Source organism: Alkalibacillus silvisoli, assembly GCF_039521975.1.
Classification (GTDB): Bacteria; Bacillota; Bacilli; order Bacillales; family Alkalibacillaceae; genus Alkalibacillus; species Alkalibacillus silvisoli.
This window is the reverse complement of record NZ_BAAACZ010000015.1, coordinates 81,656-107,823: the sequence shown is the minus strand read 5'-3', so window position 1 is coordinate 107,823 and position 26,168 is coordinate 81,656. Positions and strand designations below refer to the sequence as shown.

The 26,168-nt window shown below is 37.3% G+C and carries 29 protein-coding genes and 2 pseudogenes; 12 read left to right on the top strand and 19 right to left on the bottom strand.

Annotated elements, in window-relative coordinates:
* Nucleotides 1-161 precede the first annotated feature (161 nt).
* Nucleotides 162-632 carry a DinB family protein gene (locus tag ABDZ63_RS09900; RefSeq protein ID WP_343783360.1) on the top strand — a complete coding sequence of 157 codons (471 nt, stop codon included), beginning with the start codon at nt 162-164 and terminating at the stop codon, nt 630-632.
* A 13-nt stretch (nt 633-645) separates the two neighbouring features.
* Here the strand turns inward: ABDZ63_RS09900 and ABDZ63_RS09895 are convergent, their stop codons facing one another.
* From ABDZ63_RS09895 to ABDZ63_RS09885, 3 genes are all read right to left on the bottom strand, one after another.
* Nucleotides 646-1,419 (bottom strand): YibE/F family protein, encoded by a 774-nt coding sequence (locus tag ABDZ63_RS09895; RefSeq protein WP_343783359.1) that lies wholly within the window; start codon nt 1,417-1,419, stop codon nt 646-648.
* Nucleotides 1,416-2,516, bottom strand: a complete 1,101-nt coding sequence (locus ABDZ63_RS09890) for a YibE/F family protein (RefSeq protein ID WP_425541980.1) — start codon at nt 2,514-2,516, stop codon at nt 1,416-1,418. The genes ABDZ63_RS09895 and ABDZ63_RS09890 overlap by 4 nt, the downstream gene beginning before the upstream one ends.
* Before the next feature lie 230 nt (nt 2,517-2,746).
* Nucleotides 2,747-3,973 (bottom strand): dicarboxylate/amino acid:cation symporter, encoded by a 1,227-nt coding sequence (locus ABDZ63_RS09885; RefSeq protein WP_343783357.1) that lies wholly within the window; start codon nt 3,971-3,973, stop codon nt 2,747-2,749.
* Between the two features lie 180 nt (nt 3,974-4,153).
* On the opposite strand from ABDZ63_RS09885, the gene ABDZ63_RS09880 reads away from it, so the two are divergent.
* The 4 genes from ABDZ63_RS09880 to ABDZ63_RS09865 all read left to right on the top strand — a co-directional run bounded on the left by ABDZ63_RS09880 (nt 4,154) and on the right by ABDZ63_RS09865 (nt 7,611).
* The gene (locus ABDZ63_RS09880) at nt 4,154-5,176 is read left to right on the top strand and encodes a DUF3231 family protein (RefSeq protein WP_343783356.1); all 1,023 of its coding nucleotides are present in this window, start codon (nt 4,154-4,156) and stop codon (nt 5,174-5,176) included.
* 153 nt (nt 5,177-5,329) lie between these two features.
* Nucleotides 5,330-5,980 (top strand): SDR family oxidoreductase, encoded by a 651-nt coding sequence (locus ABDZ63_RS09875; RefSeq protein ID WP_343783355.1) that lies wholly within the window; start codon nt 5,330-5,332, stop codon nt 5,978-5,980.
* A gap of 84 nt (nt 5,981-6,064) precedes the next feature.
* Nucleotides 6,065-7,219 carry an MFS transporter gene (locus tag ABDZ63_RS09870; protein ID WP_343783354.1) on the top strand — a complete coding sequence of 385 codons (1,155 nt, stop codon included), beginning with the start codon at nt 6,065-6,067 and terminating at the stop codon, nt 7,217-7,219.
* Nucleotides 7,220-7,224: 5 nt separating this feature from the next.
* Nucleotides 7,225-7,611 carry a hypothetical protein gene (locus tag ABDZ63_RS09865; protein WP_343783353.1) on the top strand — a complete coding sequence of 129 codons (387 nt, stop codon included), beginning with the start codon at nt 7,225-7,227 and terminating at the stop codon, nt 7,609-7,611.
* On the opposite strand, the gene ABDZ63_RS09860 is transcribed toward ABDZ63_RS09865, so the two are convergent.
* From ABDZ63_RS09860 to ABDZ63_RS09830, 7 genes are all read right to left on the bottom strand, one after another.
* Nucleotides 7,603-8,136: a GrpB family protein gene (locus ABDZ63_RS09860; RefSeq protein ID WP_343783352.1), complete on the bottom strand. Its 534-nt coding sequence runs from the start codon at nt 8,134-8,136 to the stop codon at nt 7,603-7,605. The genes ABDZ63_RS09865 and ABDZ63_RS09860 overlap by 9 nt on opposite strands.
* A gap of 115 nt (nt 8,137-8,251) precedes the next feature.
* Entirely contained in the window at nt 8,252-8,860 is a 609-nt protein-coding gene (locus ABDZ63_RS09855; protein ID WP_343783351.1) for a DUF421 domain-containing protein, read from the bottom strand.
* Between the two features lie 140 nt (nt 8,861-9,000).
* Nucleotides 9,001-9,594 carry a YndM family protein gene (locus ABDZ63_RS09850; RefSeq protein WP_343783350.1) on the bottom strand — a complete coding sequence of 198 codons (594 nt, stop codon included), beginning with the start codon at nt 9,592-9,594 and terminating at the stop codon, nt 9,001-9,003.
* 241 nt (nt 9,595-9,835) lie between these two features.
* Nucleotides 9,836-10,330, bottom strand: a complete 495-nt coding sequence (locus ABDZ63_RS09845; protein WP_343783349.1) for a small multi-drug export protein — start codon at nt 10,328-10,330, stop codon at nt 9,836-9,838.
* Between the two features lie 33 nt (nt 10,331-10,363).
* A complete protein-coding gene (locus ABDZ63_RS09840) occupies nt 10,364-10,969 on the bottom strand; it encodes an ABC-2 transporter permease (protein ID WP_343783348.1) in 606 nt (201 codons plus the stop codon).
* Nucleotides 10,962-11,828, bottom strand: a complete 867-nt coding sequence (locus ABDZ63_RS09835) for an ABC transporter ATP-binding protein (protein WP_343783347.1) — start codon at nt 11,826-11,828, stop codon at nt 10,962-10,964. The genes ABDZ63_RS09840 and ABDZ63_RS09835 overlap by 8 nt, the downstream gene beginning before the upstream one ends.
* A gap of 5 nt (nt 11,829-11,833) precedes the next feature.
* A complete protein-coding gene (locus ABDZ63_RS09830; protein ID WP_343783346.1) occupies nt 11,834-12,205 on the bottom strand; it encodes a GntR family transcriptional regulator in 372 nt (123 codons plus the stop codon).
* Between the two features lie 368 nt (nt 12,206-12,573).
* Here ABDZ63_RS09830 and ABDZ63_RS09825 point away from each other — a divergent pair, with 368 nt between their 5' ends.
* Nucleotides 12,574-13,257, top strand: a complete 684-nt coding sequence (locus ABDZ63_RS09825) for a hypothetical protein (protein ID WP_343783345.1) — start codon at nt 12,574-12,576, stop codon at nt 13,255-13,257.
* 118 nt (nt 13,258-13,375) lie between these two features.
* Here the strand turns inward: ABDZ63_RS09825 and ABDZ63_RS09820 are convergent, their stop codons facing one another.
* The 3 genes from ABDZ63_RS09820 to ABDZ63_RS09805 form a co-directional block, all read right to left on the bottom strand.
* On the bottom strand, nt 13,376-13,837 hold the full coding sequence (locus ABDZ63_RS09820) for a sensor histidine kinase (protein ID WP_343783344.1): 462 nt from the start codon (nt 13,835-13,837) through the stop codon (nt 13,376-13,378).
* 606 nt (nt 13,838-14,443) lie between these two features.
* Nucleotides 14,444-14,938 (bottom strand): DUF3995 domain-containing protein, encoded by a 495-nt coding sequence (locus ABDZ63_RS09810; protein ID WP_343783343.1) that lies wholly within the window; start codon nt 14,936-14,938, stop codon nt 14,444-14,446.
* Nucleotides 14,939-15,051: 113 nt separating this feature from the next.
* The gene (locus tag ABDZ63_RS09805) at nt 15,052-15,639 is read right to left on the bottom strand and encodes a dihydrofolate reductase family protein (RefSeq protein WP_343783342.1); all 588 of its coding nucleotides are present in this window, start codon (nt 15,637-15,639) and stop codon (nt 15,052-15,054) included.
* 447 nt (nt 15,640-16,086) lie between these two features.
* On the opposite strand from ABDZ63_RS09805, the gene ABDZ63_RS09800 reads away from it, so the two are divergent.
* Both ABDZ63_RS09800 and ABDZ63_RS09795 read left to right on the top strand, forming a co-directional pair.
* Nucleotides 16,087-16,470: a GntR family transcriptional regulator gene (locus ABDZ63_RS09800; RefSeq protein WP_343783341.1), complete on the top strand. Its 384-nt coding sequence runs from the start codon at nt 16,087-16,089 to the stop codon at nt 16,468-16,470.
* A gap of 5 nt (nt 16,471-16,475) precedes the next feature.
* Nucleotides 16,476-17,588, top strand: coding sequence for a DUF1648 domain-containing protein (locus ABDZ63_RS09795; protein ID WP_343783340.1), 1,113 nt, complete (start codon nt 16,476-16,478; stop codon nt 17,586-17,588).
* Nucleotides 17,589-17,662: 74 nt separating this feature from the next.
* Here ABDZ63_RS09795 and ABDZ63_RS09790 read toward each other — a convergent pair.
* Nucleotides 17,663-17,857 (bottom strand): annotated as a pseudogene (locus ABDZ63_RS09790) (transposase); the annotation flags it as partial.
* Nucleotides 17,858-18,653: 796 nt separating this feature from the next.
* Here ABDZ63_RS09790 and ABDZ63_RS09785 point away from each other — a divergent pair.
* Both ABDZ63_RS09785 and ABDZ63_RS09775 read left to right on the top strand, forming a co-directional pair.
* Nucleotides 18,654-19,130 carry a pyridoxamine 5'-phosphate oxidase family protein gene (locus tag ABDZ63_RS09785; RefSeq protein ID WP_343783338.1) on the top strand — a complete coding sequence of 159 codons (477 nt, stop codon included), beginning with the start codon at nt 18,654-18,656 and terminating at the stop codon, nt 19,128-19,130.
* 235 nt (nt 19,131-19,365) lie between these two features.
* Nucleotides 19,366-19,521 carry a hypothetical protein gene (locus ABDZ63_RS09775; protein ID WP_343783337.1) on the top strand — a complete coding sequence of 52 codons (156 nt, stop codon included), beginning with the start codon at nt 19,366-19,368 and terminating at the stop codon, nt 19,519-19,521.
* Between the two features lie 248 nt (nt 19,522-19,769).
* Here the strand turns inward: ABDZ63_RS09775 and ABDZ63_RS09770 are convergent, their stop codons facing one another.
* Together ABDZ63_RS09770 and ABDZ63_RS09765 are read right to left on the bottom strand one after the other, a co-directional pair.
* A complete protein-coding gene (locus ABDZ63_RS09770; RefSeq protein WP_343783336.1) occupies nt 19,770-20,285 on the bottom strand; it encodes a GNAT family N-acetyltransferase in 516 nt (171 codons plus the stop codon).
* A gap of 11 nt (nt 20,286-20,296) precedes the next feature.
* Entirely contained in the window at nt 20,297-20,602 is a 306-nt protein-coding gene (locus tag ABDZ63_RS09765) for a nucleotidyltransferase family protein (RefSeq protein WP_343783335.1), read from the bottom strand.
* Between the two features lie 187 nt (nt 20,603-20,789).
* Here ABDZ63_RS09765 and ABDZ63_RS09760 point away from each other — a divergent pair, with 187 nt between their 5' ends.
* Complete coding sequence (locus tag ABDZ63_RS09760; protein ID WP_343783334.1) at nt 20,790-21,104, top strand: ArsR/SmtB family transcription factor; 315 nt, start codon at nt 20,790-20,792, stop codon at nt 21,102-21,104.
* Between the two features lie 108 nt (nt 21,105-21,212).
* Nucleotides 21,213-21,788, top strand: coding sequence for an NAD(P)H oxidoreductase (locus ABDZ63_RS09755; RefSeq protein ID WP_343783333.1), 576 nt, complete (start codon nt 21,213-21,215; stop codon nt 21,786-21,788).
* A gap of 375 nt (nt 21,789-22,163) precedes the next feature.
* On the opposite strand, the pseudogene ABDZ63_RS09750 reads toward ABDZ63_RS09755, so the two are convergent.
* The 3 genes and pseudogenes from ABDZ63_RS09750 to glmM all read right to left on the bottom strand — a co-directional run.
* A pseudogene (locus ABDZ63_RS09750) lies at nt 22,164-22,376 on the bottom strand (TnsA endonuclease N-terminal domain-containing protein); the annotation flags it as partial.
* Between the two features lie 152 nt (nt 22,377-22,528).
* The gene (gene glmS / locus ABDZ63_RS09745; protein WP_343783332.1) at nt 22,529-24,331 is read right to left on the bottom strand and encodes a glutamine--fructose-6-phosphate transaminase (isomerizing); all 1,803 of its coding nucleotides are present in this window, start codon (nt 24,329-24,331) and stop codon (nt 22,529-22,531) included.
* Nucleotides 24,332-24,783: 452 nt separating this feature from the next.
* Nucleotides 24,784-26,139 (bottom strand): phosphoglucosamine mutase, encoded by a 1,356-nt coding sequence (gene glmM, locus ABDZ63_RS09740; RefSeq protein WP_343783331.1) that lies wholly within the window; start codon nt 26,137-26,139, stop codon nt 24,784-24,786.
* Between the last annotated feature and the right edge of the window lie 29 nt (nt 26,140-26,168).

Below are 26,168 nucleotides of genomic sequence, written 5' to 3'. Positions count from 1 at the left end.
GACGCCAACGGCCGCCATCCAAAACCTCACTCTGAATTGTGTCTCTACCCCAACAAATATTGTAGAGCCTTTATTTTTCACTAAATACAAATCAGCCTTGAAATTGAAGGGTTTTTACCTTTTATGTTGAAATCTTTATTCATATTAGGAGGGGTCAAACAATGGAAAAAAGGCATGAAATCTTATTTAATCAACTACAAACTTACCGAGAAGAGCTTTTACATGATGTAAGTGACATAAATAATGAGGAAGCAGAGGTTATTCCTACTAACTTCAACAACAACATTCAATGGCACTTAGGTCATGTCTATATGGATCAATACATGTGGATAAAAGTGTTAACGAAAGATGACTTATACCCTGACTCATTTCATAAATGGTTTGGCTTTGGGACTAACCCATCAAACTTCGATGAGCAAACCCCATCATTTGAAGAGTTAAAACAACTGTTAAGTGAACAGCCTGACAAAATTAAAGAATTATATAGCAAGCGACTCGATGAAGAATTTCCCCCGACTGAAATGGGGATGTTTACAATTGAACAAGTATTAATCCGCACAATCTTCCATGAAGGAATGCACACACAAGCCATTAATGACTTGAAGAAGTGCATAAGAAATGCGAAGAGTTAACTCTTCGCATTCGTTATTCTTCTTCCTCTTTCGCCCCTGCTTTCATTAATACTAACGCCGTCACCCATGATGTAATGGGAATGATTAAGGCAACGCCAATTCCGGCTGATAAGATAGTTATCATTTCTGCTGAAAATATTTTAGAGTTAATTATTTCCCCGAAAGTATAATCAAGGTCAATAAACCAAATGAGTAAAGCCATGTATCCACCAAAAAATGCAAAGAATAACGTATTAGCACTCGTACCTAATATATCTTTTCCAATACTAATGCCAGATAGATAAAGCTCTCTTCGACTAATATTCGGGTTATGACGGTAAATTTCACGCATAGGTGATGAGATTGATATGGATGTATCTGTAATCGCGCCAATAGTGCTCATAATAATAACCGAAGCAGCAACTTTAACAAAGTCGACACCGAGGTAAACTGAAAATCCTTTAATTTCTTCAATTTCCTCCTCACTAAACCCTTGAATCATTGCACTTTCTGTTATCAAAATAATGAACATGAGCAATAACACAATCGTAGACATCGTTGAAATGAATGCTGTCTTCGTCTTAATATTAATATCATTAATATAGAATAAATTGATACAACTCAAAATAGTTGTCGCGATAAGCGTTAAAATAATCGGATTAACATTGGGGTCAACCATAAACATGATCGTCACTATGAGGATAACAAAATTAAAAAATAAAGCGATGAAAGATCGAGCACCTTTTTGTCCACCAATAGCAACCATTAAGACCAGAAGGATCATCGACAGCCAAACTAATATATTCATACCTTTGCCCTCTTTCGGTTAATAAAGAAGATCGTCATATAAACACCGATTGGAATCGTAATGACAATCCCAATTCCACCAGCAAGTGCTCGTGCTAATTCTAGTGATAAATTTATATTAAGTGTAAAACCTAGTGCCGCTGAATTTTTTAAATATAAAATAATCATAGGAATTGTGCCACTAATATAAACAAAAAACAAAATGTTCGTCATGGTCCCCATAATGTCCCTACCAATATCCATACCTGATTCTTTCAACGCTTTTACTGATATATTGTGATTCTTTTCATATAGGTTAAATAAAGAAGAAGACATCGTAATCGCAACGTCCATAATCGCGCCTAAGGCACCAATTAACACACCTGCCATAAATACCATTTCAGGTGCACGAGTGACAAATTGCATCTCTTCATAACGTAAACCTTCTCCAGCAGTGCCCCACATGATAAGGGACGTCACAATGAACAAAATAAGTGTTCCAAGTAGCGTTGAAGCAATAGCAGCGTATGTCTTCTCGTTATTTCCATTGACTAAAAACAGTGATATCACCGTAAACAAAATAATACTCACACCACTAATTAACAACAAACTTATATTCGTCGTTTGAATGTAAAAATCAAGTGCTAAACCAATAATGACAGCGTTGATTACTAAGCTCATAGCAGAGTAAAAGCCTTGTTTATGACCGACAAAAAATAAAATTAAAATAAAAGCCCAAGCTATAAGTAATATGTATTGATCGCGCTTCACATCTAATATCGAACCAGATAATTCATTACTCTCATCTATACGGTCTTCAATTGATACAAACAACTCGTCCCCAACACTATATTCATTGTCAAACGCTCTTGAGGTTGAGTATTCATTATTAAGGTGTACGACTTCACCTTTCTCTTCACCATTTTGAATCTTAGCTATTAATTTCTGTACAAAAATGTGATCCTCATTTCCATGAAAGTCAACGATTTCATCTGAATCAATTAACTCAGCCTCATTGACTTCTGCAATTGTACGGTTATAGAATTCATGGTTGTTATCCACAAATAAGAAAGAACCGACAAAACATATAATGACAATTATGACTGTCATTAACTGCATTTTAGTTAACTTGTTTAACAGACCTTTAAACCACACTCACAAGACCTCCACGACTAATATACTCTATATTATTTCATAGAAGTTAAAACGCTTCAAAAAATGTTCAAGCTTGTTGTTGCTTTTCGGGCTCACTCTCGGTGAACGTTGGAGTTAAATTATATTAGAGTGCTTGTATTTCACACCATTATAAAAGCCTCTTAAGATGTCGAACACCTTAAAAGGCTTGATCTTTATGCTTTCATTTGTTTTTCTTCTGATTTGTTAATAACTTTTGAACCTGTTAGATCACCTGTTACATTCAATGCAGTACAACCCATACCAACAAGTGCATCAACAGCTACTAATAAGGCTACTGCTTCCATTGGTAAGCCAAGTTGAACAAATACTGTAGCAATCATCACAATCCCCGCTCCTGGAACTCCAGCCGTACCTATAGAGGCTAATGTCCCAACAATAACAACCGTTAACATTTCAGCAAACGACAATGGTTGACCGATTACCATCGCAGCAAACACTGCCGAAACCGCAATTCGAATTGCCGCACCATCCATATTAATCGTCGCACCAAATGGTAAGCTAAAACTATATAACGTTTTATTAAGTTGCAATTTATGAGCTGCATCCATAGTAAGCGGTAATGTTCCAGCACTACTTTGTGTGACAAAGGCTGTGATCATCGGTGTTCTTGCTGCTTTCAAAAACTGTAATGGTGATGTTCCCGTTGTTTTTAATAAGATTAAATACAAGGTTAATTGAACTAATAATGCAATATATAGCACGAGTACAAATTCCCCTAATGACATAATCGTATCTAACCCGTGACTTGCAACTGTTGTCGCGATAATCGCAAATACACCAATTGGAACGTATTGTAAGATGACATGCATAATTTTAAAAGCCGCTTCATTTAACGTTTCAATGACTTTAAATAACATTTCACCTGACTCTTTAAACCCATCAGTCGACCTTAAATATGAAATAGCTAACCCGAAAACTAAAGCCGTAAAAATAATTCCTAATAAATTCAGTTCACTAAATGCCGTTACAATATTTTCAGGGACGATATTTAAAAGAACACTCGCAACACCTGGGTGTTCTGGTGTGTCATAGGCTTCATCAACATCAAGTACCATACCTTGACCTGGTGAAATAATAGTCGCAACACTTAAACCAACAATAATTGCAACTGCTGATGTCGCAGCATAATAAGTAAACACCTTACCTCCCATACGACCAATATCTCTTATATGCGCCTGATTTACACCTACAATTAATGTAAATAAAATAAGCGGTAAGATTAAAAACATAAGTAGCCTCATTAGAAGGTCCCCAAATGGCTCTAAATAAGGAATCACACTTTCCCCAAACACTAATCCGACTAATATACCTAACAAAAGCCCAATGGTAATCTTCATAATCAGTGAAGCGTTCCAATAAGCTTTGAACATAGCTTTCATTTATTTCCCCTCCCCATAAATCCACAGTAATCTTATAAGAATTCACCACTTTAAATATCATATGCCAGAATGAAACGGTTGTCAAAACATTATTCTTAAACCATTAAGACTTCCCTTAGTCATAAATCCCTAAAAACTGTTCATAATAAAGAGAAATAAAACTTTTGGAGGAAATAACAAATGGATGAGCATCAACCTAACCTAACATCATCTGAACTAACCGGTGTGTGGACTGGTTACATGAATGACAGTTTGACTGTATGTGTCTTAAAACATTTCCTACAGCACATAGAAGACGAAGACATGAGAAGTTCAGTCCAATATTCACACGATATAGCTGAACAACACCTAAAAAATTTATCGGATTTATTTAACAAAGAAGGCCTACCTTTACCTACAGGATTTAAGATTGAAGATGACGTTAATTTAAATGCACCACGCCTTTACACGGATTCCTTTATGTTAAGTTATGTTAATCAAATGGCTAGAGTAGGCATGGTCTCATATAGTGGGTTCGTTTCTATGAGTGCTCGTGAAGATATTCGCAACTATTTTATTAACGGTCTTAAAGAAGCATCAATTTTGTACGATCGAAGTACACAAACGATGTTAGAGAAAGGGATTTTGACAAGAGCGCCATATATCAATTACCCTAAATCAACTGACTTTGTTGATCACAAATCATACTTAAGCGGCCTCAATCCATTTAGTGAAAAAAGGCCTCTTAACACTGTTGAAATATCTCACTTATTTTTAAACATCCAAACCAATACAATTGGTAGTAAGCTAGCTACAAGCCTCGCTCAGACATCACCAAGGGAAAAGGTACAAAAATGGGTGCTAAGGGGGAAAGAAATATCTCAGAAACATATTGAATTATTTACAAAAGCCTTACTCAATGAAAGTATAACACCAGCCAATTCACCTGATTTAGGTGTTACTGATTCAACAACACCCCCATTTTCAGATAAATTAGCCTTATTTCATATGTCCTTAATGAGCAGTGCTGGAATTGGGAACTATGCAGCAGCAGCAGGGGCCAGTCAACGATCGGATTTAGCTTTAAATTATGAGAGATTCTCTGCTGAAGTTGCAAGGTATGCTTTAGATGGAGCACAAATTATGATCGACAACAATTGGCTAGAAGAACCACCCGGAACGATCAATAAAGAAACATTAGCTAAGAAGAAAAACGAACATTAAATAATGCTACCTAAAGAGATGCTCAATTGAGGCATCTCTTTTACTTTCAAGCTACTTTCTAGACATGACCTTACCTTTCAATATACGATTGAAGAAACTGATGTAGGGTATTCCCTACCTGCTAAAAAACATTATTTAGAAAGGATTGAGACGATGAAAGTGTTAGTTATAGGTGCAAATGGTCAAATTGGTAAACACTTAGTTTCGTTTATACAAGAAAGTGACGAGTTAGAAGCAAGGGTAATGATTCGTAAACAAGAGCAGGCTTCTTACTTTGAAGACTTAGGGGCAGAAGTATCTGTAGTTGACTTAGAAGGTGACATTGAAGAAATCGCAAAAGCAGCTGAAGGAGTCGATGCAATTGTCTTCACAGCAGGATCAGGTCCTCATACGGGTAAAGACAAAACAATTATGATCGACTTAGACGGTGCGGTTAAAACGATTGAAGCTTGTAAAATTGCTGGTGTAAAGCGTTATGTGATGGTTAGTTCATTTGATACGACACGCAAAGCAATTCAAGAGGCTCCAGAGTCGTTCGCCCCATATGTTGCTGCAAAACATTACGCTGATGAATGGTTAAAAGCTACAGATCTAGACTATACAATTGTACACCCTGGTTTACTGACGAATGATGAAGGGACAGCTCAAGTTAGCCTTAGTGAAACAGGTGAACCAGATGAAGTGCCTCGTGAAGACGTAGCGAGGGTGATTGTGGCTAGTTTAGAAAATGACAGTACAATTTCTAAAGAATTTCAGGTAGTTAAAGGGAATACATCCATAGAAGAGGCAATTCAATCTATATAATTTAGGATATAAATGGTATGATGACATAGTGTCTCACAATTAATGACGTTATGCTTACTGAATATATTATATTGGAGAGCCTTTATGTCACAGAATGAATCAATTACACCACTCAAAACTTTTTTATTCGCCTTTTTCGCGACTAATACCATTATCCTTAGCTATATACCGATTTATTTAGCTGACCTTGGATTATCTGGAACCGAGATCGGTTGGGTACTTGCAATCGGCCCCTTAGCGGCACTTATTTCTGAGCCGTTTTGGGGCTATATGAGTGATAAATATAAAACAGTTAAACGAATTCTCGTTTTTCTATTAATGGCGCTACTGCTTGTTAGTATCGTCTTCTTTAATGTTTATAGTCTCTCATTTCTCCTTACTTTTGCGTTCTTATTGTATTTCTTTTCTGCGCCAATCGGGGCTTTTGGGGATAGTTTAGCGCAGCGACGTGCAGATCAATTATCGATTTCATTTGGTACGATTCGCACTTGGGGTTCCATTGGTTTTGCTGTTTCATCTTTAATCGTTGGTCAGTACGCAACCATAGTTGGTATTGAATACATTATTTGGCCATATCTATTGTTCGGGTCTTTAGCATTATTAGTTACTTTTAAGTTGATTGATGCAGAACCAGCAAAAGAGTCTGTTAGTCTTAAAAGTGTCAAAAAGCTGTTTCAAAATGGACCTTTAATGCTATTTTTATTCTTCATTATGTTCATTACCATTTCACACCGTACAAGTGATAGTTTTATTGGTATTTATATTATTGAATTAGGTGGAACTGAAAGCTTAGTTGGCATCTCTTGGTTTGTTGGCGTTATAAGTGAAGCCATTATATTCGCAACCGCTTTTTACTGGTTTAAAAAATACCATACACTTATATTCATCATTTTTGCCGGCGCTCTTTATACTGTTCGCTGGTTTTTATACGGGGTAATTCATGACCCATGGATCGTAATTGGTTTACAGTTCATGCATGGTTTAACTTTTGCAGTACTTTATTTAGCTGCGTTCGATTATATTACTCGACTTATTCCTAAAGTTGTCCAGAGTACTGGCCATCTGATGTTTCATACGGTTTTTTTCGGTATTTCAGGGATTATTGGCTCCTTAATGGGTGGTACAATTATTGATCATTATAGCGTTAATGCTCTTTATACCGTTTTAGGTGTCTTTGCCTTAATTGGTACAATGCTTATTCTGACTTATCATTTATTATTTAATTTTAAAAGGGTATAAGGAGGTTGGAAGAGTTGTTTAAACCTAACGCTGGTTTAGTGACTTGTGTTACAATGAACAGCTTTACCTGCCCGGGAACAACAGGAGTCAGGCGGGAATTTGATTCGGCGTTCAGGAGTTTTATCAGCGTTCAGACCTATTTATCGGCGTTCGGGCCTCTTTTATCAGCGCTCAAACTTATTTATCAGCGCTCAGGCTCTTTTATCAGCGTTCAGACCTATTTATCAGCGCTCGGGCTCTTTTATCAGCGCTCAAACTTATTTATCAGCGCTCAGGCTCTTTTATCAGTGTTCAAGCATTTGTGTGTAACGATATCAAAGCGCAGAAAATCCGAACTGATGAATCGTTCGGATTTTTTACTAATTTTGACCCAATCTCTATTATTAAATTGAGCCGCTTAACACATCTTCAATAAATTGCTCCTTACTTTCTGAATAAGTTATGACATCTTCAGGATACGCTTCAGCCAGATCTGTTTTAAGTTTTTCATATTTTTTAGCAAGCTCCGGGGTTTCATTTAATCGATCACGAAAATCGATATGAGCATTCCACCAATCCCCTTCATACTGAACTACATGTAAATAGTGTGTCTTTGTGTAGTTCTCTTCTTTTATATACGGGAATTTCGCAAAAACGTACTTCCCCTTTAGATTTTGCTGTTGTAACATGTAATAATTTGCTTCGCTCATCCTTTTGACTCCGAGTGATTGCACATCATCTAATTCTTTAAGACCGATTAAGATGTCAATAATCGGTTTCGCTTGAATTCCTTCAATAGCCGTGCTACCAATGTGCTCAATCCCTAAAACTTCGGCTTCAATCAAACCTTCTAAAGTCATTTTTTCCTTTTGAAAAAGTTCAGGCCATTCTGGGTTGTAACGAACAAGCTTCACTTCACCTTTGTTTAACCCTAACATCTAAAAACCTCCTAAAATGGGACTATACCCATCTTAAAAGGTTTATAAATCAAATAGTAGTCTGAAATTTCCATTAATTATGTGGTATAATAGAATTGTAAAAGAAGTTTAAAGCTTATTTTAGATGGTCAGGCTTATTCGGATGACTTGAATTTGTATTCTGTTTTGCATTAGGATTATTTGCTACTTCATCAAATATATTATGTTTTTGCTGTTCATTAACTGAAAATTGCGCATTCATATATGTGTTCATTAGATTTTTAAATTCTTTAACTGTTAAAGGTTTAGCATCAGGCATTAACTCATACCCTAATTGACCATTTGGCTCTAAAGTAGCAATTCTAACATCAGCTATACTATTAATCCCTTGTTGTCTTAACCGCATCTCTAACTGATCGACTGTAAAACGTAACTTCTTTAACCTCTTTTCATTTGGTAACCCATTTTCGATCACTATTTTGGACTTTCCTGTTACAAAATTTTCGACGACATTAAACTTAACTTGTAAATATTCAAGAATTATTAAAGTGAAGATAAATATAGCTGCTGCAATAGCTGTCTTCCATAAGCTTGTTTCAACTATAGGCTGTATTATAATGGAACCTATAGAGATCATGACAACAGTTTGTGCTAAAGTCATTTGTGATATTGACTTTCTACCAGCAATTCTGAGTAACAGTAACCCTGCTAAAACCATGATTAACGCTTCAAGTGCAATATTCATCGTACCCCTCACTTCTATTAGTAAATGAAGATTAACTTAATATTATTTTTATATATTTAACTAAATTTATTCAACCCTATAGAAAAACCCCCTAATAAACATAGTCTGCTTTTAGGGAGCATTAAAATACATAAGGCCTGTTATTTTCTCTCATCAAAATCATCGGGATTTAACTCATCTGTAATATCATCATTTAATCGCGGTCCGTTTATCGGACGGCCATTTCTTTCATCAAAGTCATCTGGATTTAACTCATCAGCTATCTCATTTCGTGTTTTACGGTGTTGAGAATGTTGCTCTTTACGTTCATGCTCAGGTCTCAATTCGTCTGATACCTCCGTTTGTAATTGATAATTTTGCTTCCTTCTTTCTGTAACAGCCCCTTGCTCTTCATCTTCATGATCTCGCTGAACAAACAAATGAAAGAACAACTCGAAAACAGTTACTCCTATTGCAGCAATTAATGATGCTTGGAATACTGCCCCACCTGGCATAATAAAACTTAACATGGCATAAATCACAATAAATGATAAGAAGAAATCTGAGATCGTGGCAATAGTATTATTTGTTCGCAGTAATATAAATAGATCACCAACGATATATGAAATAGCACCTAATACCAATGTGATTAATAAAACGTTAGCAAAAGTCACCTCATAACCAAATCCTAAAATTACATACAAAAGAATCAATGACGCGATTGCTTTTGTAAGTATTAACTTAAAGTGGTTCATATTTCTCAACTCCTTTCTTTAAATTTAGTTTGATTATAAGTTGTGACAATATGCATTGTGGATGGATTTATAATTAACAATATTTGTAATTTGACTGTGCATTGAACTCAAAAAAATAACCCACCCCCTTTAGTTAAAAGTTCGGTGGATTATTTTCCTCTCCTAATCTCTCTTCTTTTTAGAAGGTGTCAGTTATTACAGTTATTATTAATCTTCCCACTTGTAAAGGGCTCTTTATTAGTTATCCCATAATATCATTATTAAGATAGATGCCTAACCCTGCTCCAATAACTCCCCATATAATAATACTAACGACATGCCAGAAAATAACACTTCTTTTACTTGCCCCAGCAGCTAAAGAGGCAAACGCAGCAATATGACCAGAAGCGACTAATGGAGCGAAAAGGGCAACGCCTGGGACCCCATATTTTTCATACCGCTCTCTGGCTTTACTTGCTCTTTTTTGAATAAAGCCATTTTCCTTTGACTTTTTATTCCTAAACCTAACCAACCAAGCGTTAAACGGTACAATAATAATCATCACTGACAACCAGTTTCCAAATATACTAATCACTAATGCCAGAATGATTGGAAGGCCAATAAGTGCACCGACTGCTGCACCACCTGGAGACTCTACAAACGGAATTAATGATAACACAAAAATACCGATCGCTTGCAGAAATTCATTTACTTCACTTAATTGATAGATAAAGTTCTGAACAGTTTCTCTAAACATATTATTCCCTCCTCATTTGCACTGTACAATTTCTTAGAAATCCTTCCTTAGATAAATGGCTGTAGAAGCTACCCATGACAATAAATAAGCGGTTATAATAATAGCTGCCCCTCCTGTATACAAAACAGTGTTTGAAGTGTTTTGCATAAAGTCCGTTACAGCAGGTAAAAGCTCATCAATAGAACGAATCGCCAGCTGACCTACAATCGCAAAAGCAAGAAAGATAATGATCACAATCGTCGTCAGGTGGCCTGGCTTAAAGATATAAAAGATCGGAAAAGTCAAGGCAGCAAATAATAAGAACAAGCCACTTCCAATCGCAATTTCAGTTAATGAAAATGATTTATTGAAAGCTAAAAGGAACAAGCATGTTAAACCGACCGCTAACAACATATAGACGATCGCCCCAAGATAACGTGAAGCAATAATCTCCTTACGTGTATAGGGTAAAGAGTTTAACAAAATATTCGTCTCTGCCTTCTCATCATAATAAAAAGCATTAAACGGAATGTAAATACTAACTGCTAAAACAATTAAAGCTGGATGCGAACCCATTAACACAAAAAACAAAATAAAAGGAATAAGCAGTAATAACATCCTCTTCTGCAAAATCACATCGCGCCTAATTAAATTAAACATGGTTGATCCCCCCATTTAAGTAATACATAATATCCTCAAGGGTTGCTCGTTCAATCAAAACAGAATCTCCAAAAATATCATTCACCTTTTTCGAATTGTCAGTTAGTGCCTCAAAGCCTGTCGATGCACGGCGTATATTCACAAATGATTTTTCAGTGTCAGAATCCAACAGTTCCAAATCTCCTTTTACAATCGCATAATTTTCAGCAACTTCTTCTGTCGATTGATTAAACACCAATTCTCCTTCTTGCATAAACGCAATATAATCAGCGATACGATCTAAATCTGTTGTAATATGCGTTGAGAAGAAAATAGTACGACTGCCATCGATCATTAATTCTCGTAATAAATCGAGTAACTCACGTCTAAAAATCGGGTCTAAGCCTGCAGTTGGCTCATCCATAATAATGAGCTCAGCATGATGTGATAAGGCAATTGCTAGTGAGGCTTTCATTTGCATCCCTTTAGAAAATTTCTTCATCGCCTTATTAAGTGGTAAATCGAACTTCTCAATATAATGATTAAAAAGTTGATCGTCCCATTGCTTATAAGCTGGCGCAACAATTCGCTTAATATCTTTTAAGTTTAACCCTTCAAAAAAAACATTCCCATCGTACACAAACCCAATACGCTCCTTAATCTCCTTCTCATGCGTCTTATAATCCAGCCCAAAGAGATTAACTTCTCCTTCGTCAGGCTTCAATAAGTTCATCATCATTTTGATCGTTGTCGATTTACCTGCACCATTCGCTCCAATGAACCCGGTTACGAAACCTTTCTTAACTTTAAAATCAATATTGTTAACGGAAAAACCGTTAAACTTCTTCGTTACATTTTTTAATTCAACTACATTTTCCATTCGTTTCACTCCTCATATAAAAACTCTAACAATTCACTAAGTTCATCGAATGATAGTCCGATTTCTTTACTATTTGTTATGACTGCACTTAACTGTTCTTCAATGACTTTTAGTTTCTTCTCTCTTATGACCTCTAAGTTTTGCTCTGCAACAAAAGACCCCTTTCCTACAACAGAATAAATAAAATCAGCCTTCTCCAATTCTTCATAAGCACGCTTAGTCGTAATAACACTAATTTGTAGATCCTTTGCGAGCTGACGTATGGAGGGTAAAGGGGTCCCCTCCTTTAAGTCTCCAGATAAAATAGACGATTTAATTTGATTCGTAATTTGTTCATAAATCGGCTCTTTTGAACTATTAGATATAATGATTTGCATACTGATCCCTCTTCTTAAATGGAGTACGTTAATATAATGTATATATACTATATACACATTATATACACACTCATAAAACTGTGCAACCATATTCTTTAAATAAAATTAGAACTTCATAAAAAAGAACCGAGATCTCATAATAATGATCCCTGCTCTATATTAGATTATGTTACACCTAGCCAATAACAGCCACGTGTTGCACCATTCGTTATTCGAAGCACGACGCAGACTTTCTCACTAGCCCGAATTTAAAAAGGAAGTTCAGCTGGTTAATACAGTCAGCCAACACAAAAGAATAGTACAACTATTTCGGTATATTTTATAGCTTAACTAAAATAATAAAAATTAAATGAAAAGAGGTGTTCTATATGGAACAAGAAGAAAAATGGAAAACAGCAGAGGTAGCAATGGGAAGTGACCTTAAAGTGCAAACTTTTGGTGGTGCAGAAAAAACAACTGAAACATTAGAAGACATTGAAAAAGTCAAATCGATTATAAATGAATGGAATGCCATGTCTAAAAAAGCTGCTAACCTTACAATTGATAAATATGGTCCACCAAATGAATCAACACAAAGTAGGCTGATTTGGTATAATAATGGCCCTTGGAAACGAACTATTGTTTATCGTGATGAAATCCCACATGATTTTCCGCAGGCTCACACAGATGTTATTGAGAACTTCATTAATTATAATGTCCCACCTGAAAAATTTAGTGAGATTGCAAAGTTTGATGGAAGTGTTATTGTTGAAAGAACTAGGGGAGAAGTTTCCTCCCGTTGTGATATGGAAGCCGCGAATACTTTAGCACTTAACTTAATGAATGATCTTGTTAACGGTAAATTAAACGCAGTGGAAGCACGCGAAAAATATTGTGAAATCTTCTCCGCTTTTATGATGAATAGGGCTGCACCATATGCTGAGGAACTCCAGTTCGATATTTCAAAAGAGCCAAAATACGATACAGACATTGTTATGTCTGTTGACGAAATGGTTGAACAAGCTGCTAAAAAAATTAATGACTTAGCGGATGAACGGAAAGATAACGATTAGTTTGAAGTAAATAAAGATAGTATGTGGTTTGGCCCAGATAATCAATAAAGGTTAACTGGGCTTTTGGCTTTATGGGACACGTGCTGTTCCCGTGACGACCCGGACGGTCTAGCTCCGGTCACCCTTCCATCAAATAGATGGATATTGTAATGTCACTGTCCCCAGAGTATTTGACGCTGTTGCCGATAATCTGATCCACCATAAAGGAGAACCACTTCAAATCTGTCTCTATATGGGTGACATGCAGATCCATATCGAACCCGATCCCTTTTTCAATACAGATTTCCCTCAATTTTCTGATAGTATTTGAAATGACATTTTCAATCTCAACACTTTCAATATATAAATCGTTGCTGATGTTCGTGAGCCTTTTCTTATAAAGCATTTCATTCAGCGTGGCATCCAGTCTGAGCCATTCCTTTTCCATCCCTGACCTTTCCTTTTTATCCAGATCATCTATCATTAATTTCATCGTGGTCATCGGCATCTTCATATCGTGTATCCATCTTGTCAGTTCATCCAGATTCTCTTCGGTCTTTTTGGATTCACTTTCCAGTATGGCATTATGATATTTCCTCATCACAGACAGATGCGCATTCAGCTTTTTTTGGTAAGGAGTCACAGAGCCGGCAGACTGTCTGTTTCTTCAATTCTTTTAATACGCATGAACTCTAGCCTGTAATTTCTGCCTCTGAAAAAATCCCATATCAGGAATAAAGACAGCATAACCGTATTAATGATACAGATGTATAGCACGGGGAGGTGTGGAATGTCGGTGTCTATTATCCCGATTAAAAGAATTGAAAGATTAAACACGATAAAAAGAAGTATCCATGGCAGCGTTTGTCTCATATACATGAATCTCACTCCTTGAGCATGTAACCGAGGCCTGTCTTGGTAATAATGGCATCTTTCAGACCTATACTTTCCATTTTTTTCTAATTCTGTTCACATTCACAGTCAGTGTGTTGTCGCTAATGAATCTACTGTTAATTTCTAACCCTCGTGCTCATTTCTCAAAGATTATTTAATAAGCTACAATTTAAATAGAACGAAATTGATTATTTTTTATGTTAACAACTCATTGCTTTTATAAAGGTTTTCAGAGTCATTTCCTGTGAGATCTGGCCCGTGGGACACTGATCCCGTCTGTAATACTGTCCACCCCCTCCTTTACCTTTTTCTATCAATATAAAAGGAAACCCTCATTCTTTGAAGGCTTTCTAATCCCTTGGTGTATTTTAACAGCAAAAAAGTAAAACACCCCACCTACCATCCAGAATGGTTCCCAAAAAGCTAGCCTCCAAAAAGTTGCATAAGAGTCTAAGTCAAAATTCATAATATTAAACACACTCATTGTAATAGTTATGAAATTCAATAATCCATAAACAAATAATAGAACTCCTACGATTTTAGTGATGTAGTAAAGCGTTCTAGTTATTTTAGGTTTTCTCCATTGAACAAGAAGCATCAACAATAATATGACGCCAAGTAATTTAACAAAACCGGTTAACCATACACTAATAATGAGTGAAGGGTCAGGGTTTATGGACATCTCAAACACAGCTCCACCTAAGGATCTAACACCAAGCATACCGCCCATTGCCCAGTAGAAGCTCATCCCTGCAAAGATAACGGTCCAAACAATACCCAAATTAATAAACCAATAATTCCTCTTCAATCGAAGACACTCCTCTAGCTTTCCTCTTATCTTCCATTTATCGAGCATCATTAGCATACTACAATAAATTAAAGCCCGCTAACTGTCATTTTCATTTTTGAATAATATCCCTTTTATATTAATAATTTTAAATCGTTTTTGTAATCATGCCTCCCTTTTCTATCATTTCGACTTCTGATAGCGAAGTGAACGACTCCTGAAGAGAACGTTCTCGCTTCAACAAATTTGAGAAGGATTATATCTTCTATTGCCCTGCATAACGGTGTCCCTCTCCCCAAGAGAACAGGATGGACGTAAAGCTGATATTCATCGATCAAGTCGAGCTTCATAAATGTCGAAGCGAGATGTGCACCACCGAGCGACAAATTCTTTCCAGATTGAGATTTCAATTGTGTCATCTCTTCCATGATATTTTCTCTTACCAACTTTGCGTTCCACTCCACCTTTTCCAACGTCTTCGAAAAGACGATTTTGGATATTTCTCGCCATGTGCGGGCAAATTGGACCTTGTGTTCCGTGGCAGCAGGGTTTTCGTTTAAATTCGCCCAATATCCCTCCATGTTCTCATACATTTTTCTTCCGTACAGGTGAGTGTCAAAGGTGATTTCTTGGTCATTAATGTACCTGAACAATTCTTCATCGGGTATTCCCCAGTCGATCTCACCATTGGGACCTTCAATAAATCTGGCCAGAGAAACCATCTGCGAATAGATGATTTTTCTTTTTTACTACCGATCCTCTATCTTCTCCGCCATCGTTATTCCTCCCTTCAGTGGAAGAAATGAGCCTATTTCGCAAATCATATCCGAAGTAGACATCAATCTTTTCGATTTTTTCTCCGATGACTTTGAAATATTCCATATTTCGAAAACTGTCTCCGGACTTCAACCAGCATTCCTATCGTACCACGACTATAAGCATGTTGACCCTGGCAACCTTATCATAGCATGTGGAATAGAATCACATTTCTTATAGATTTCTCTTTTTGAAAACACGGCTGAGAAATGGAGCGCAGCCTCTGTGGTCATTTCCGCACAACTATACAAACTTTATTGACATCATTACGCTATCTGTTATATTATAAGTATAACAGATATAATAACTAACATCACTCATTTTCTACCTATGAATCACGAAGGGGGAACTTTATGCTGATCGAACTCGATTTTGAATCTGACATTCCAATTTACAAACAGTTAAAGAATCAAATTATCGAAGGGATCGCTACAAAACAAGTGCAACCGGGTGATACATTGCCGTCTGTCCGTTCTTTGGCTTCTGATATCGGTATCAACTTGCATACAGTAAACAAAGTATATGGACTTCTTAAACAAGATGAATACATTCAAATCCATCGACAAAAGGGAGCTGTTATCAACCCACAAGGCATCCCCGAAGCAGACGATACATTTCGGAGCAAATTGGAACAAGAAATGCGTCCGCTCATCGCTGAATCAATGTGTAGAGGATTGGATAAACACACCCTCATGCAAATGTGCCGACAATACTTTGATGATATTCAAGGAGAGTGAAACGAGTGGGAACAACAATATCATGGACGTTACTAGCAATTATTTTTATACCCGTATTTTTGGTGTTGGCTTCAATTCCTTATTTAACACGGCGAACAGAAAGTTTTGGGGTTTCAATTCCGGAAGAAATGTACCAAAACCCCGAATTGGAAGAGATGCGCAAGCGTTACTTACGTTGGATGTTTGGAACGGCTTTGTTCATTTTGGCTCTTTCAATCATCGTGTGGCAGTATACACCTTTAATAACAGGAGGGGTGATTCCGCTTGCTGTCGTCTCTTTAGTCATCCTTGCATTTTGCGTATATTTGAAATTTCACTTAGAAATGAAACAGTTGAAAAAAGACAAAGATTGGGAGAGGGACAAAGTAGAGCGCACCATTGTCGATATAAGATTTCAACAAAGGGGATTGACCCATTCTATGCATTGGTTTTGGGTTTCAGCAGCGATATGGGCGGGGACAGTTTTGCTGACAGTAATGACTTATGATCAGATTCCAGATACCATCCCGTTACAGTACAATTTCGAGGGTGAGGTGACGCGTACAGCAGAAAAATCATGGCTCAGTGTTTCCTTCATCCCGATGATGCAGCTAATCATGATTGGCGTTTTTATCGGAGTGAGTTACGTTATCCGCATCGCGAAGCAGTCTGTGGATCCTTCAAATCCAGAAAAGTCTTTGAAACAAAGCAGTCGCTTTCGTCGGCGGTGGTCTGCTTTTACTATAGTAAATGGAACAGTAATGGTTCTACTGTTTGTTGTCATTCAGCTTTCGTTCATCTATACACTACCAGACTGGGTTATCACAACTGCGACTCTGGGATTGTCAGCCGTCATCGTAATTGGGGCCATTGTCTTAGCATTCTCAACGGGGCAAGGGGGTACGCGAATCCGTATCACTGACAAAAACGGACGTGAGGACAAAATCGAACGCGATCTTGACCGTCATTGGAAACTAGGGATATTTTATGTCAATCGTCACGATCCAGCACTGTTTATGGAAAAGAGGTTTGGTGTAGGCTGGACGATTAACTTCGCCCGCCCATTAGCGTGGCTCCTCATCGTTGGTTTGCTAATGGTCACAGGAGGACTGCCAATCTTGTTGACATATTTGATGTGAAGCATCCCATATGCATTACTTGCCTAAAGATAACGAATCTAGTCAAGTCCTTAGTTATCTGTAAAAGTTGATACAAGTTTTCTTTCGTAATAACCATTTCTATAATCAAAACGTTCATATGAAGGAACCTTTAGGTATTCATCACGTTCCTTTTCCATATATTCATTTAATAATAAGACAATAGCTGTTTTAATTACCTCCTCCATATCAGAATTTACAACTGAATCTTTTAAAAGGCCCATGTCTAGGTTAAACTGTAATTGAGTCATTTCAATTCCCCTTTTCTTGTTTTTTGGCTTAAAAACATTGTATCCAAGAGGGAGTGAAATGACTCATTCTTTTTTACACAATTATACGGACTTAATCAACTGTGACTTATCAAAGTATTAAGGCTATAAAGGAATCGGAAGGTCATGTTCATGTTATCCCAACTGAGAAAGCTGCTATCTATCAAAATCCTTATCAAAAATCGGAATTTATGCAGAACGTTCTTCTTCCTTGGTATTAGGCGCTTTATATCAAGCTATGAATAACAATACAATTTTAAAAAAGGAAAGCGTTTGTCTCCTTATAACTTCAAATGGTTATAAGGAGTTATTGGGTTAAGTGGGAACAGGTATTCATGGATTTCTAATCACACATAATTTTTAAAACGAAGTCGTCAGTTTATTTAGGCTGTAAGTGATTGGTGAATCTCATCCATTGTTGATGGAAAAGTGAAATAATCAGACTTTATTATAAAAAACCAAACGAAGATTTGAAATCCATTTTGCAGTCTTTTTTCAAAATGGATCCTTATGTTTACGGGAATATAAGGGTTTGTGAGTTATTTTTGATCAAATTTTATTTTAAAGCTACAATAATAAAGATTGTTCTTTTAAAATAAGATTAATAAAAAAACCGCAGGAGATAGAACTGTACATTATTCGGAATTGTAGCCCAAATTTTTGGGTAATTTGTGAATAAGAACACGTAAACTATCCAAAGGGTATTTTTATGGAAAGCAACCTGCCGCAATCAGGCCATATTCTTGAAGAAAAACTGCAGTTTAGGAGGTCTATATTTATGAAAATTGTCCAAAATACTGGTGCTCAGTTTGGCGTTGATGAGAGTGCGCACCGACGTCTTCTTGAAGAAATCCTCTCACGTCCCCTTTTTGCTCACTTATCTACCTATCATGAGGATGGTCCTCGCGAGTCGCCTGTATGGTTTTTATGGGAAAATGAGAAAATCTGGATTATTGGAAACTACAGGACTGACTCCTTTCCGAAACGGATTGAACGTGACCCCCGATCTGCTATTGGGGTAGTGGATTTTAACGTTGAAACAGGACTGGTCCACCATGTTGGTTTCCGTGGAAAAGCGACCCTTGTGCCACAAGATGCTGCACGAGTAGAACGTCTATTAAATCGTTATATGGGAAAACAAGAACGATGGGATCCACGCTTCAGTGCTGTGTTAGGTGATATGGACTGGATGTTCGTACGATTTGAACCAGAAACGGTAGTAGTCAGGGATCAATCATATCAACTTCAGTCATGATTATATTGCATTATCTTTTTTATCAAACGAAGCGCGATTTTGAAGATCACATTAGAACTTGATTAAACTTTTTTATAAAATTGCATTAACGAGACACCGATATTAGATATTAAACCAGTTATGAAATAATTCCTTCCAACAGAATCAACAGTACAACCCCAATGGACACGTGACATTATGAATAATTACTGGAATTAAAAATATACTCAATTCTTTCGTATCTCTTCTTCAAAAGTTGAATAGGGCTGCACCATATGCTGAGGAACTCCAGTTCGATATTTCAAAAGAGCCAAAATACGATACAGACATTGTTATGTCTGTTGACGAAATGGTTGAACAAGCTGCTAAAAAAATTAATGACTTAGCGGATGAACGGAAAGATAACGATTAGTTTGAAGTAAATAAAGATAGTATGTGGTTTGGCCCAGATAATCAATAAAGGTTAACTGGGCTTTTGGCTTTATGAAATGAAAATCGTATTAAATTTACGATTTTCTCTATATAATTTACCATCCCGTTTATAATGAACCAATTTCTTGGTTTAGCTCCTCTTTCCCTATGGGGCGATCTGCTTACTCTTGTTTATGACCTTGATCACTTTCCACTTGAAACGACTACACCGTTTCAGAAACCGTCAACTTATTTTCCGGGCACATAATCTTCCCGCAGCAATCCCATCATGAGCGTATCATGATAACTTCCATCCACGAAGAAGTGCTCTTTCAGTTCGCCTTCAATTTTGAATCCGACCTTTTGATAAAGGTGAACAGCTTTTTCATTGTGTTTGACAACGTATAGGAAGATTTTGTTTAAATTTAACTGATTAAAACCATACTCAACTGTCAACCTTGTAGCCGGCGCTGCATAACCTTTACCTTGATGATCAGGATCGAACATAATAGCAAACTCTGCGTTACGATGACGCTGGTCAATATCAAAAAGACCGAGATACCCAACTCTCTCGTTTGAGTGAAAAAGAATAAAAGATCTGTGTGAATCACTATTTAGCGCGTTTTCATATTCTTTAACCATTTTTTCCTTCGTTGTATAAGGTTCTTCAAACCAATAGTCCATGATATTTGGGTTGGTTCTCATCTTATAAATGAAATCTAAATCTTCTTTTTCTAATGGGCGAAGTTGTAGGTTGTTTTCCATTTGTGTTCCTCCTAGTATGGTAGTAGTACAAATCCACTTTCATCAATATGTTGCTTTAAACTGTCATTAGAAATCTGTTCATATTGTATCACATCAAAAAAATAAGGCATCGATGATTCTTCATTCAACCAGAAGTTAATTTGATTAAGCGTCTCTTGAGTGATCTCCTTACCCATAATGGCAAGGTCAACATCTGAACCTTTTTTATAATTGCCCATTGCTCGACTGCCGAAAACGATCACCTTTTCAACCTCAGGGTATCGACTTAATAGGTTATTTATCTCATTTAAGTCTTCATTTTTTAAACCAAAATTCATAGTAACTCCCTCTTTAACCTCTGATAAAACCATTTAATTTCCGGAAAATACTTTAATCAATGAAATTCTCTCCTGTCCCATATATGACATTTTCACTGAAGAGTTACACTATGACAATATCACGGACGAACAACAATAAAATGTTTTTTATATTGACATATCGAGAAAAAACGATTAGACTTAATTTATGAGACATATTGATATTTATAAAGCCTTGTCCAATGAAATGCGATTAGAAATACTGAGATGGTTGAAAGAACCTGAAAAACATTTTGATAATCCCCCTGATAAATCACCAAGAAATATTGATGAGAAAGGCGGTGTTTGTGTAGGAGTTATTCAACAGAAGACAAACCTATCCCAATCAACCACATCTCAGTATTTATCTATGATGCAGAAAGCTGGACTATTAAAATCTGAACGCCGCGGGAAGTGGACCTATTATAGAAGAAATGAGAACACCATTCAAGAAGCGGCCATATACTTGAAAGAAAAACTTTAAGGCAGTTTTTCTTAAGTTTTTATATCGTTATTTTTCGATATTTAATTATATAGATTTATCATTCCCATATAACAATCACAAAAACTATTGGAAAGAGGGTTGCTTTTAATGAAAGTACTGACAGTTGTCACACACCCAAGGAAGGACTCCTTAACTTTTACGATTGCAGACTGTTTCGTACAAGGGCTTAAAGAGGCAGGACACGAAACAGAAGTATTAGATTTGTACCGCAGCGATTTCAATCCAGTGTTGTGGGAAAAAGATGAACCAGATTGGTCAGCTAATCGTCAACATTATTCTTCTGAGGTAGAGAGGGAAATGAAAAGAATGCAAGAACACGATGCGTTGGCTTTTGTGTTCCCACTTTGGTGGTGGAGTATGCCTGCTATGCTAAAAGGATATATAGATCGTGTTTGGAATTGGGGTTTTGCTTATGGCCCTGGTAAACTTCATCACGAACGAGTGTTATGGCTTAGCCTAGCAGGTGCTCCAATTGAACGATTCGAGAAAAGACATTATGATCAAATGATGTCACATTACTTCAATGTCGGTTTAGCTGATTATTGCGGAATCCCAAACTCTAAATTTGAACTACTATACGAAACGATCAAACCTCAGCCTGGATATATGGAAGCGTGGATGAACCGAGCATACAACCTAGGTTTGAATTATGCCAGACATTAATTGTAGAGCAAAGGACTGATAAGGTCTCAGTCCCTCCTCATCAAACCGTACGTGCGGTTTCCCGCATACGGCTTTCCGATGTTCTTCACCTTACGCATTACGACGTTACCCATACGCGCTAACCGATTTCAGCCCAAGAGCTCTAAAGGTTTTGATAAGAGCCGTTTGATGTAGGTACTTGCCTAGTTCGCCTTGTCCCAGTTCGCGGTACGCAGTCTATTGGGATTTTTTCATACAGGGGCTAGCCCCTGTATGAACCTTATACCCAAAGAACATATGGGGGTACCCGAAAAGATTTACATAAACTTCTTGACACTACCGGAAAATAGTATGTGGACTTTCCCCAAACTTTTTTACACGTAGTTAAGACGGAACATCGGAAAATTCAGTCAAATAAAAGTAATTTCGTTCCAAATCCGATAAAAACTCATGTTGTCTACCGGCTTTTGTACCTTTTAATCTCGTTGACCGACCTAATGAGGAAACATCTTGAACTTTTAGCCAAGGCTGATAATCTGCCCCACTGCCAGTTCCTCTACCTTCTTTAATCCACTTATCGACTTTAGATGTTCTTTTTCGTTTCGCCACAAAAACACCCCTTTAGACAATCATATCCAAAGGGGTGAAACTTCGAAACTTTTTTATAAACATCGTGACTTTTGTTTTAAACATCGCATCTTTTTTGCAAACGTCGCAACTTTATTTTAAACTTACACTGTCTGTAGCTTATTATACCACATTTATTCCACTGTCACACTTTTAGCCAGATTCCTCGGCTTATCAACATCGCAGTCGCGATGCAGTGCTGCATAGTAAGAGATAATTTGTAACGGTAGCACTGAAACTAACGGTGTTAGTAATGGATGCACGGTTGGAATGACAAATGCATCGCCTTCTCGATAAAGCTCTTCAGGGCTAATGATACATGCGTTGGCACCACGTGTTACAACTTCTTGTACGTTTGAACGAATAGAGCTGTTTACATGATCTTGAGTTGCAAGTGCAATCACAGGTGTGCCGTCTTCAATTAAAGCGATCGTACCGTGCTTTAATTCTCCGCCAGCAAATCCTTCTGCCTGAATATATGAAATTTCCTTAAGCTTCAGTGCACCTTCTAACCCGACAAAGTAATCTAATCCACGTCCGATAAAAAAGCAATTGCGTGTTGTTGATAAATAATCACGTGCAACTTGCTCTAATTGATCTTTCTGGTCACACAATGTTTCCATTGCATTACCGACAATCGCTAATTCTTTTAACGGATCAAAATCTAATGTTAAACCTTTAGCACGCGCTGTATCAACAGCTAGGATAGCTAATACAGCCATTTGGGCAGTATATGCTTTAGTTGAAGCAACAGCAATCTCTGGTCCTGCAAATAAGTTTAATGTGTAATCCGCTTCACGAGAAAGGGTTGACCCAGGTACGTTTGTAATCGTAAGCGCTGGATGACCTAGTTTATTTATTTCAACTAATACTGAACGTAAGTCTGCTGTTTCACCACTTTGTGAAATAAAGACAAAAAGTGGTTTCTCAGATAGTAATGGCATGTTGTATGAAAATTCACTTGCGATGTGAACTTCTGTTGGAACTTGTGCGATCTTCTCTAAAAATTCTTTACCAATTAAGCCTGCGTGATAGCTCGTGCCTGCTGCAATAATATAAACACGATCACAATCTGCCATCGCCTGACGAATATCTTCATCTAGTTTAATTTGGTCATGATCATCTTGGTATTCTTGGATGATTTTACGCATCACAAAAGGCTGTTCGTCGATTTCTTTAAGCATGAAGTGAGGGTACGTGCCTTTTTCAATGTCACTCACGTCAATTTCAGCGACAAATGGCTCACGCTCAACTGATGTACCATCTAACTTTTGAATTTGTACGCGATCTTTCTGAACGATGACCACTTCTTCATCCATTAACTCAACGAACTGATCCGTTACTTGTAACATCGCCATTGCGTCACTTGCAACAACGTTAAACTCTTCACCTAAACCAACAAGTAGTGGACTTCTATTCTTAGCAACGTAAACAGTGTCTGTCTCTTTACGGTCTAATACTGCTAATGCGTAAGAACCATGTAATAAACTCACTGTGTGACGAAACGCTTCAAGCGAATCTCCTGTTTCCTTTGCAAAACGTTCGATTAGTTGAACAATCACTTCTGTATCTGTTTCACTCACAAAGTTAACATCTTGCAAGTATTCACTTTTAAGCTCTTCATAGTTCTCAATGACACCATTGTGAACTAAAGTGAACCTGCCTGATGAACTTTGGTGAGGGTGAGCGTTCGTTTCACTTGGCTCACCATGAGTTGCCCAACGCGTATGACCAATTCCAATATTAGCTGATACGGATTCGTCAACTGCTTCACGTAGGTTTGCAATACGTCCTTTAACTTTAAATAATTCTGTATCAGCATCACTACGTACCGCAATTCCCGCTGAGTCATACCCACGATATTCTAGCTTTTCTAAGCCTGTTAATAATATTTCCTTCGCATCTCGATTTCCGATATATCCAACAATTCCGCACATATTGTGTTACCTCCTGATCGAAAGAGGCAAACAAAGGCATTCCTTCATAAGGGGCGATTGTTTGCCCCTTTCTCGTGTGTATTTTTGTAACACCTTGTATGAGGTGGTTGTGCATAGAGTTGCCTCTATGTTTTCACTTCATACGTTACAGTTGAGGTGTAACAACTGGGAGGCATCCGCCGAACACTCGATTAAACCTCCTCCTCGTCAACTATTTCTCTTCTCCGTCCAAAGAAATAGCCCTGGCGCTTTAACAACATTACGACTAACTATGCTCCTTTCTATCTTCTGAATCAATCCTTTAAAGGACTACCCATATTTTACTTATAATTGTAATATGGGTCAATTACAATTTATGAGAAATTTTTACTCAGTCGTAAAGACTAAAACATCTCTCATGACAAAAGTGAAGCATAAGGAATGATTAAATCATCCCTCATGCTTACTTTATTCTATGCATCTTTCAAGCCATATGTTTCATCAATTACCCTAACAACTCGAGAAACATACTTTTCACACTCTTCTTTTGTCGGAGCTTCTACCATCACGCGTACTAACGGCTCCGTTCCTGAAGGGCGAACTAATACGCGACCTTTAGCCCCTAGTTCTTCTTCTACACGATCAATCTCTTCTTGAACTCTCCTGTCAACTTGAACATCTTGCTTATCGATGACTCGAACATTTTGAAGTACTTGTGGGAACTTCTCCATTTCACCTGCTAATTCTGATAATGGTTGGTCTGTTTCTCGCATGGCATTAAGTAATTGCAGTGCCGATAACATTCCATCTCCAGTCGTAATATAATCTAGGAAAATAATGTGACCTGATTGTTCTCCACCTAAATTAAAGTCACTTTTTAACATTTCTTCCATCACATAGCGGTCACCCACAGCCGTTTTAACCGTGTCGATACCTAATTCATCAAACTTACGATATAAACCAATATTGCTCATCACTGTTGTCACAACCGTATCTTTTTTCAATCGGCCTTGTTGCTTTAAAAACTTACCACAGATGTACATAATTTTATCGCCATCAACAATGTTACCTTTTTCATCTACAGCAATTAAACGATCACCATCACCATCAAATGCTAACCCTACATCTGCTTCTTGCTCGATTACTGTTTGGCGTAAGTTTTCTGGACTTGTTGAACCATAACCATCATTAATATTGGTACCGTCTGGTGAAGCACCAATTGAGACTAACTCTGCTTCTAAGTCAGCAAATAAATGAGAAGCAAGTGATGAGGTCGCACCATGAGCACAATCAATCACAATTTTCATACCTTCAAAATCTGTATCAATGGATTGTTTTAAGTGTTGTAAATACTTCTGACCAGCTTCAAAGTAATTCATAGGCTGACCAATGTTCACTCCAACTGGCCTTGGTAGCTCATCTGTCTCAGCATCTAAGAGCGCTTCAATAGCACGTTCTTGGTCATCATTTAATTTAAAGCCACTTTCACCAAAAAACTTAATGCCATTATCTTCTACTGGGTTATGAGATGCAGAGATCATGACACCAGCTTGAGCACCTGATGCTTTGGTTAAATAAGCAACACCTGGTGTTGAAATCACACCTAAACGCATAACATCTACACCAACAGATAGAATCCCTGCTACCAATGCTCCTTCAAGCATTTCACTTGAAATTCTCGTGTCGCGGCCAACTAGTAGCTTAGCTTTCTCAGTTGTGTTTTGTGTTAAAGTGTAAGCTCCATACCTACCTAACTTAAATGCAAGCTCTGGTGTTAATTCTGTATTAGCTACACCACGGACTCCATCTGTCCCAAAGTATTTTCCCATTATCATTCCGCTCCTTCTTAAATCCCATC

Excerpts from the sequence above, each read along its gene's own strand:
- ABDZ63_RS09845 (WP_343783349.1), bottom strand. The coding sequence starts at position 10,330 with ATGTTTAGAGAAACTGTTCAGAACTTTATCTATCAATTAAGTGAAGTA.
- ABDZ63_RS09825 (WP_343783345.1), top strand. The coding sequence starts at position 12,574 with ATGGAACAAGAAGAAAAATGGAAAACAGCAGAGGTAGCAATGGGAAGT.
- ABDZ63_RS09820 (WP_343783344.1), bottom strand. The coding sequence starts at position 13,837 with ATGAGGAAATATCATAATGCCATACTGGAAAGTGAATCCAAAAAGACC.
- ABDZ63_RS09830 (WP_343783346.1), bottom strand. The coding sequence starts at position 12,205 with ATGCAAATCATTATATCTAATAGTTCAAAAGAGCCGATTTATGAACAA.
- glmM (WP_343783331.1), bottom strand. The coding sequence starts at position 26,139 with ATGGGAAAATACTTTGGGACAGATGGAGTCCGTGGTGTAGCTAATACA.
- ABDZ63_RS09890 (WP_425541980.1), bottom strand. The coding sequence starts at position 2,516 with ATGCAGTTAATGACAGTCATAATTGTCATTATATGTTTTGTCGGTTCT.
- ABDZ63_RS09895 (WP_343783359.1), bottom strand. The coding sequence starts at position 1,419 with ATGAATATATTAGTTTGGCTGTCGATGATCCTTCTGGTCTTAATGGTT.
- ABDZ63_RS09800 (WP_343783341.1), top strand. The coding sequence starts at position 16,087 with ATGCTGATCGAACTCGATTTTGAATCTGACATTCCAATTTACAAACAG.
- ABDZ63_RS09900 (WP_343783360.1), top strand. The coding sequence starts at position 162 with ATGGAAAAAAGGCATGAAATCTTATTTAATCAACTACAAACTTACCGA.
- ABDZ63_RS09755 (WP_343783333.1), top strand. The coding sequence starts at position 21,213 with ATGAAAGTACTGACAGTTGTCACACACCCAAGGAAGGACTCCTTAACT.
- ABDZ63_RS09885 (WP_343783357.1), bottom strand. The coding sequence starts at position 3,973 with ATGAAAGCTATGTTCAAAGCTTATTGGAACGCTTCACTGATTATGAAG.
- ABDZ63_RS09805 (WP_343783342.1), bottom strand. The coding sequence starts at position 15,639 with ATGGTTTCTCTGGCCAGATTTATTGAAGGTCCCAATGGTGAGATCGAC.
- ABDZ63_RS09760 (WP_343783334.1), top strand. The coding sequence starts at position 20,790 with ATGAGACATATTGATATTTATAAAGCCTTGTCCAATGAAATGCGATTA.
- ABDZ63_RS09875 (WP_343783355.1), top strand. The coding sequence starts at position 5,330 with ATGAAAGTGTTAGTTATAGGTGCAAATGGTCAAATTGGTAAACACTTA.
- ABDZ63_RS09850 (WP_343783350.1), bottom strand. The coding sequence starts at position 9,594 with ATGAACCACTTTAAGTTAATACTTACAAAAGCAATCGCGTCATTGATT.
- ABDZ63_RS09870 (WP_343783354.1), top strand. The coding sequence starts at position 6,065 with ATGTCACAGAATGAATCAATTACACCACTCAAAACTTTTTTATTCGCC.
- ABDZ63_RS09765 (WP_343783335.1), bottom strand. The coding sequence starts at position 20,602 with ATGAATTTTGGTTTAAAAAATGAAGACTTAAATGAGATAAATAACCTA.
- ABDZ63_RS09770 (WP_343783336.1), bottom strand. The coding sequence starts at position 20,285 with ATGGAAAACAACCTACAACTTCGCCCATTAGAAAAAGAAGATTTAGAT.
- ABDZ63_RS09855 (WP_343783351.1), bottom strand. The coding sequence starts at position 8,860 with ATGAATATTGCACTTGAAGCGTTAATCATGGTTTTAGCAGGGTTACTG.
- ABDZ63_RS09840 (WP_343783348.1), bottom strand. The coding sequence starts at position 10,969 with ATGTTTAATTTAATTAGGCGCGATGTGATTTTGCAGAAGAGGATGTTA.
- ABDZ63_RS09880 (WP_343783356.1), top strand. The coding sequence starts at position 4,154 with ATGGATGAGCATCAACCTAACCTAACATCATCTGAACTAACCGGTGTG.
- glmS (WP_343783332.1), bottom strand. The coding sequence starts at position 24,331 with ATGTGCGGAATTGTTGGATATATCGGAAATCGAGATGCGAAGGAAATA.
- ABDZ63_RS09860 (WP_343783352.1), bottom strand. The coding sequence starts at position 8,136 with ATGTTAGGGTTAAACAAAGGTGAAGTGAAGCTTGTTCGTTACAACCCA.
- ABDZ63_RS09835 (WP_343783347.1), bottom strand. The coding sequence starts at position 11,828 with ATGGAAAATGTAGTTGAATTAAAAAATGTAACGAAGAAGTTTAACGGT.
- ABDZ63_RS09785 (WP_343783338.1), top strand. The coding sequence starts at position 18,654 with ATGAAAATTGTCCAAAATACTGGTGCTCAGTTTGGCGTTGATGAGAGT.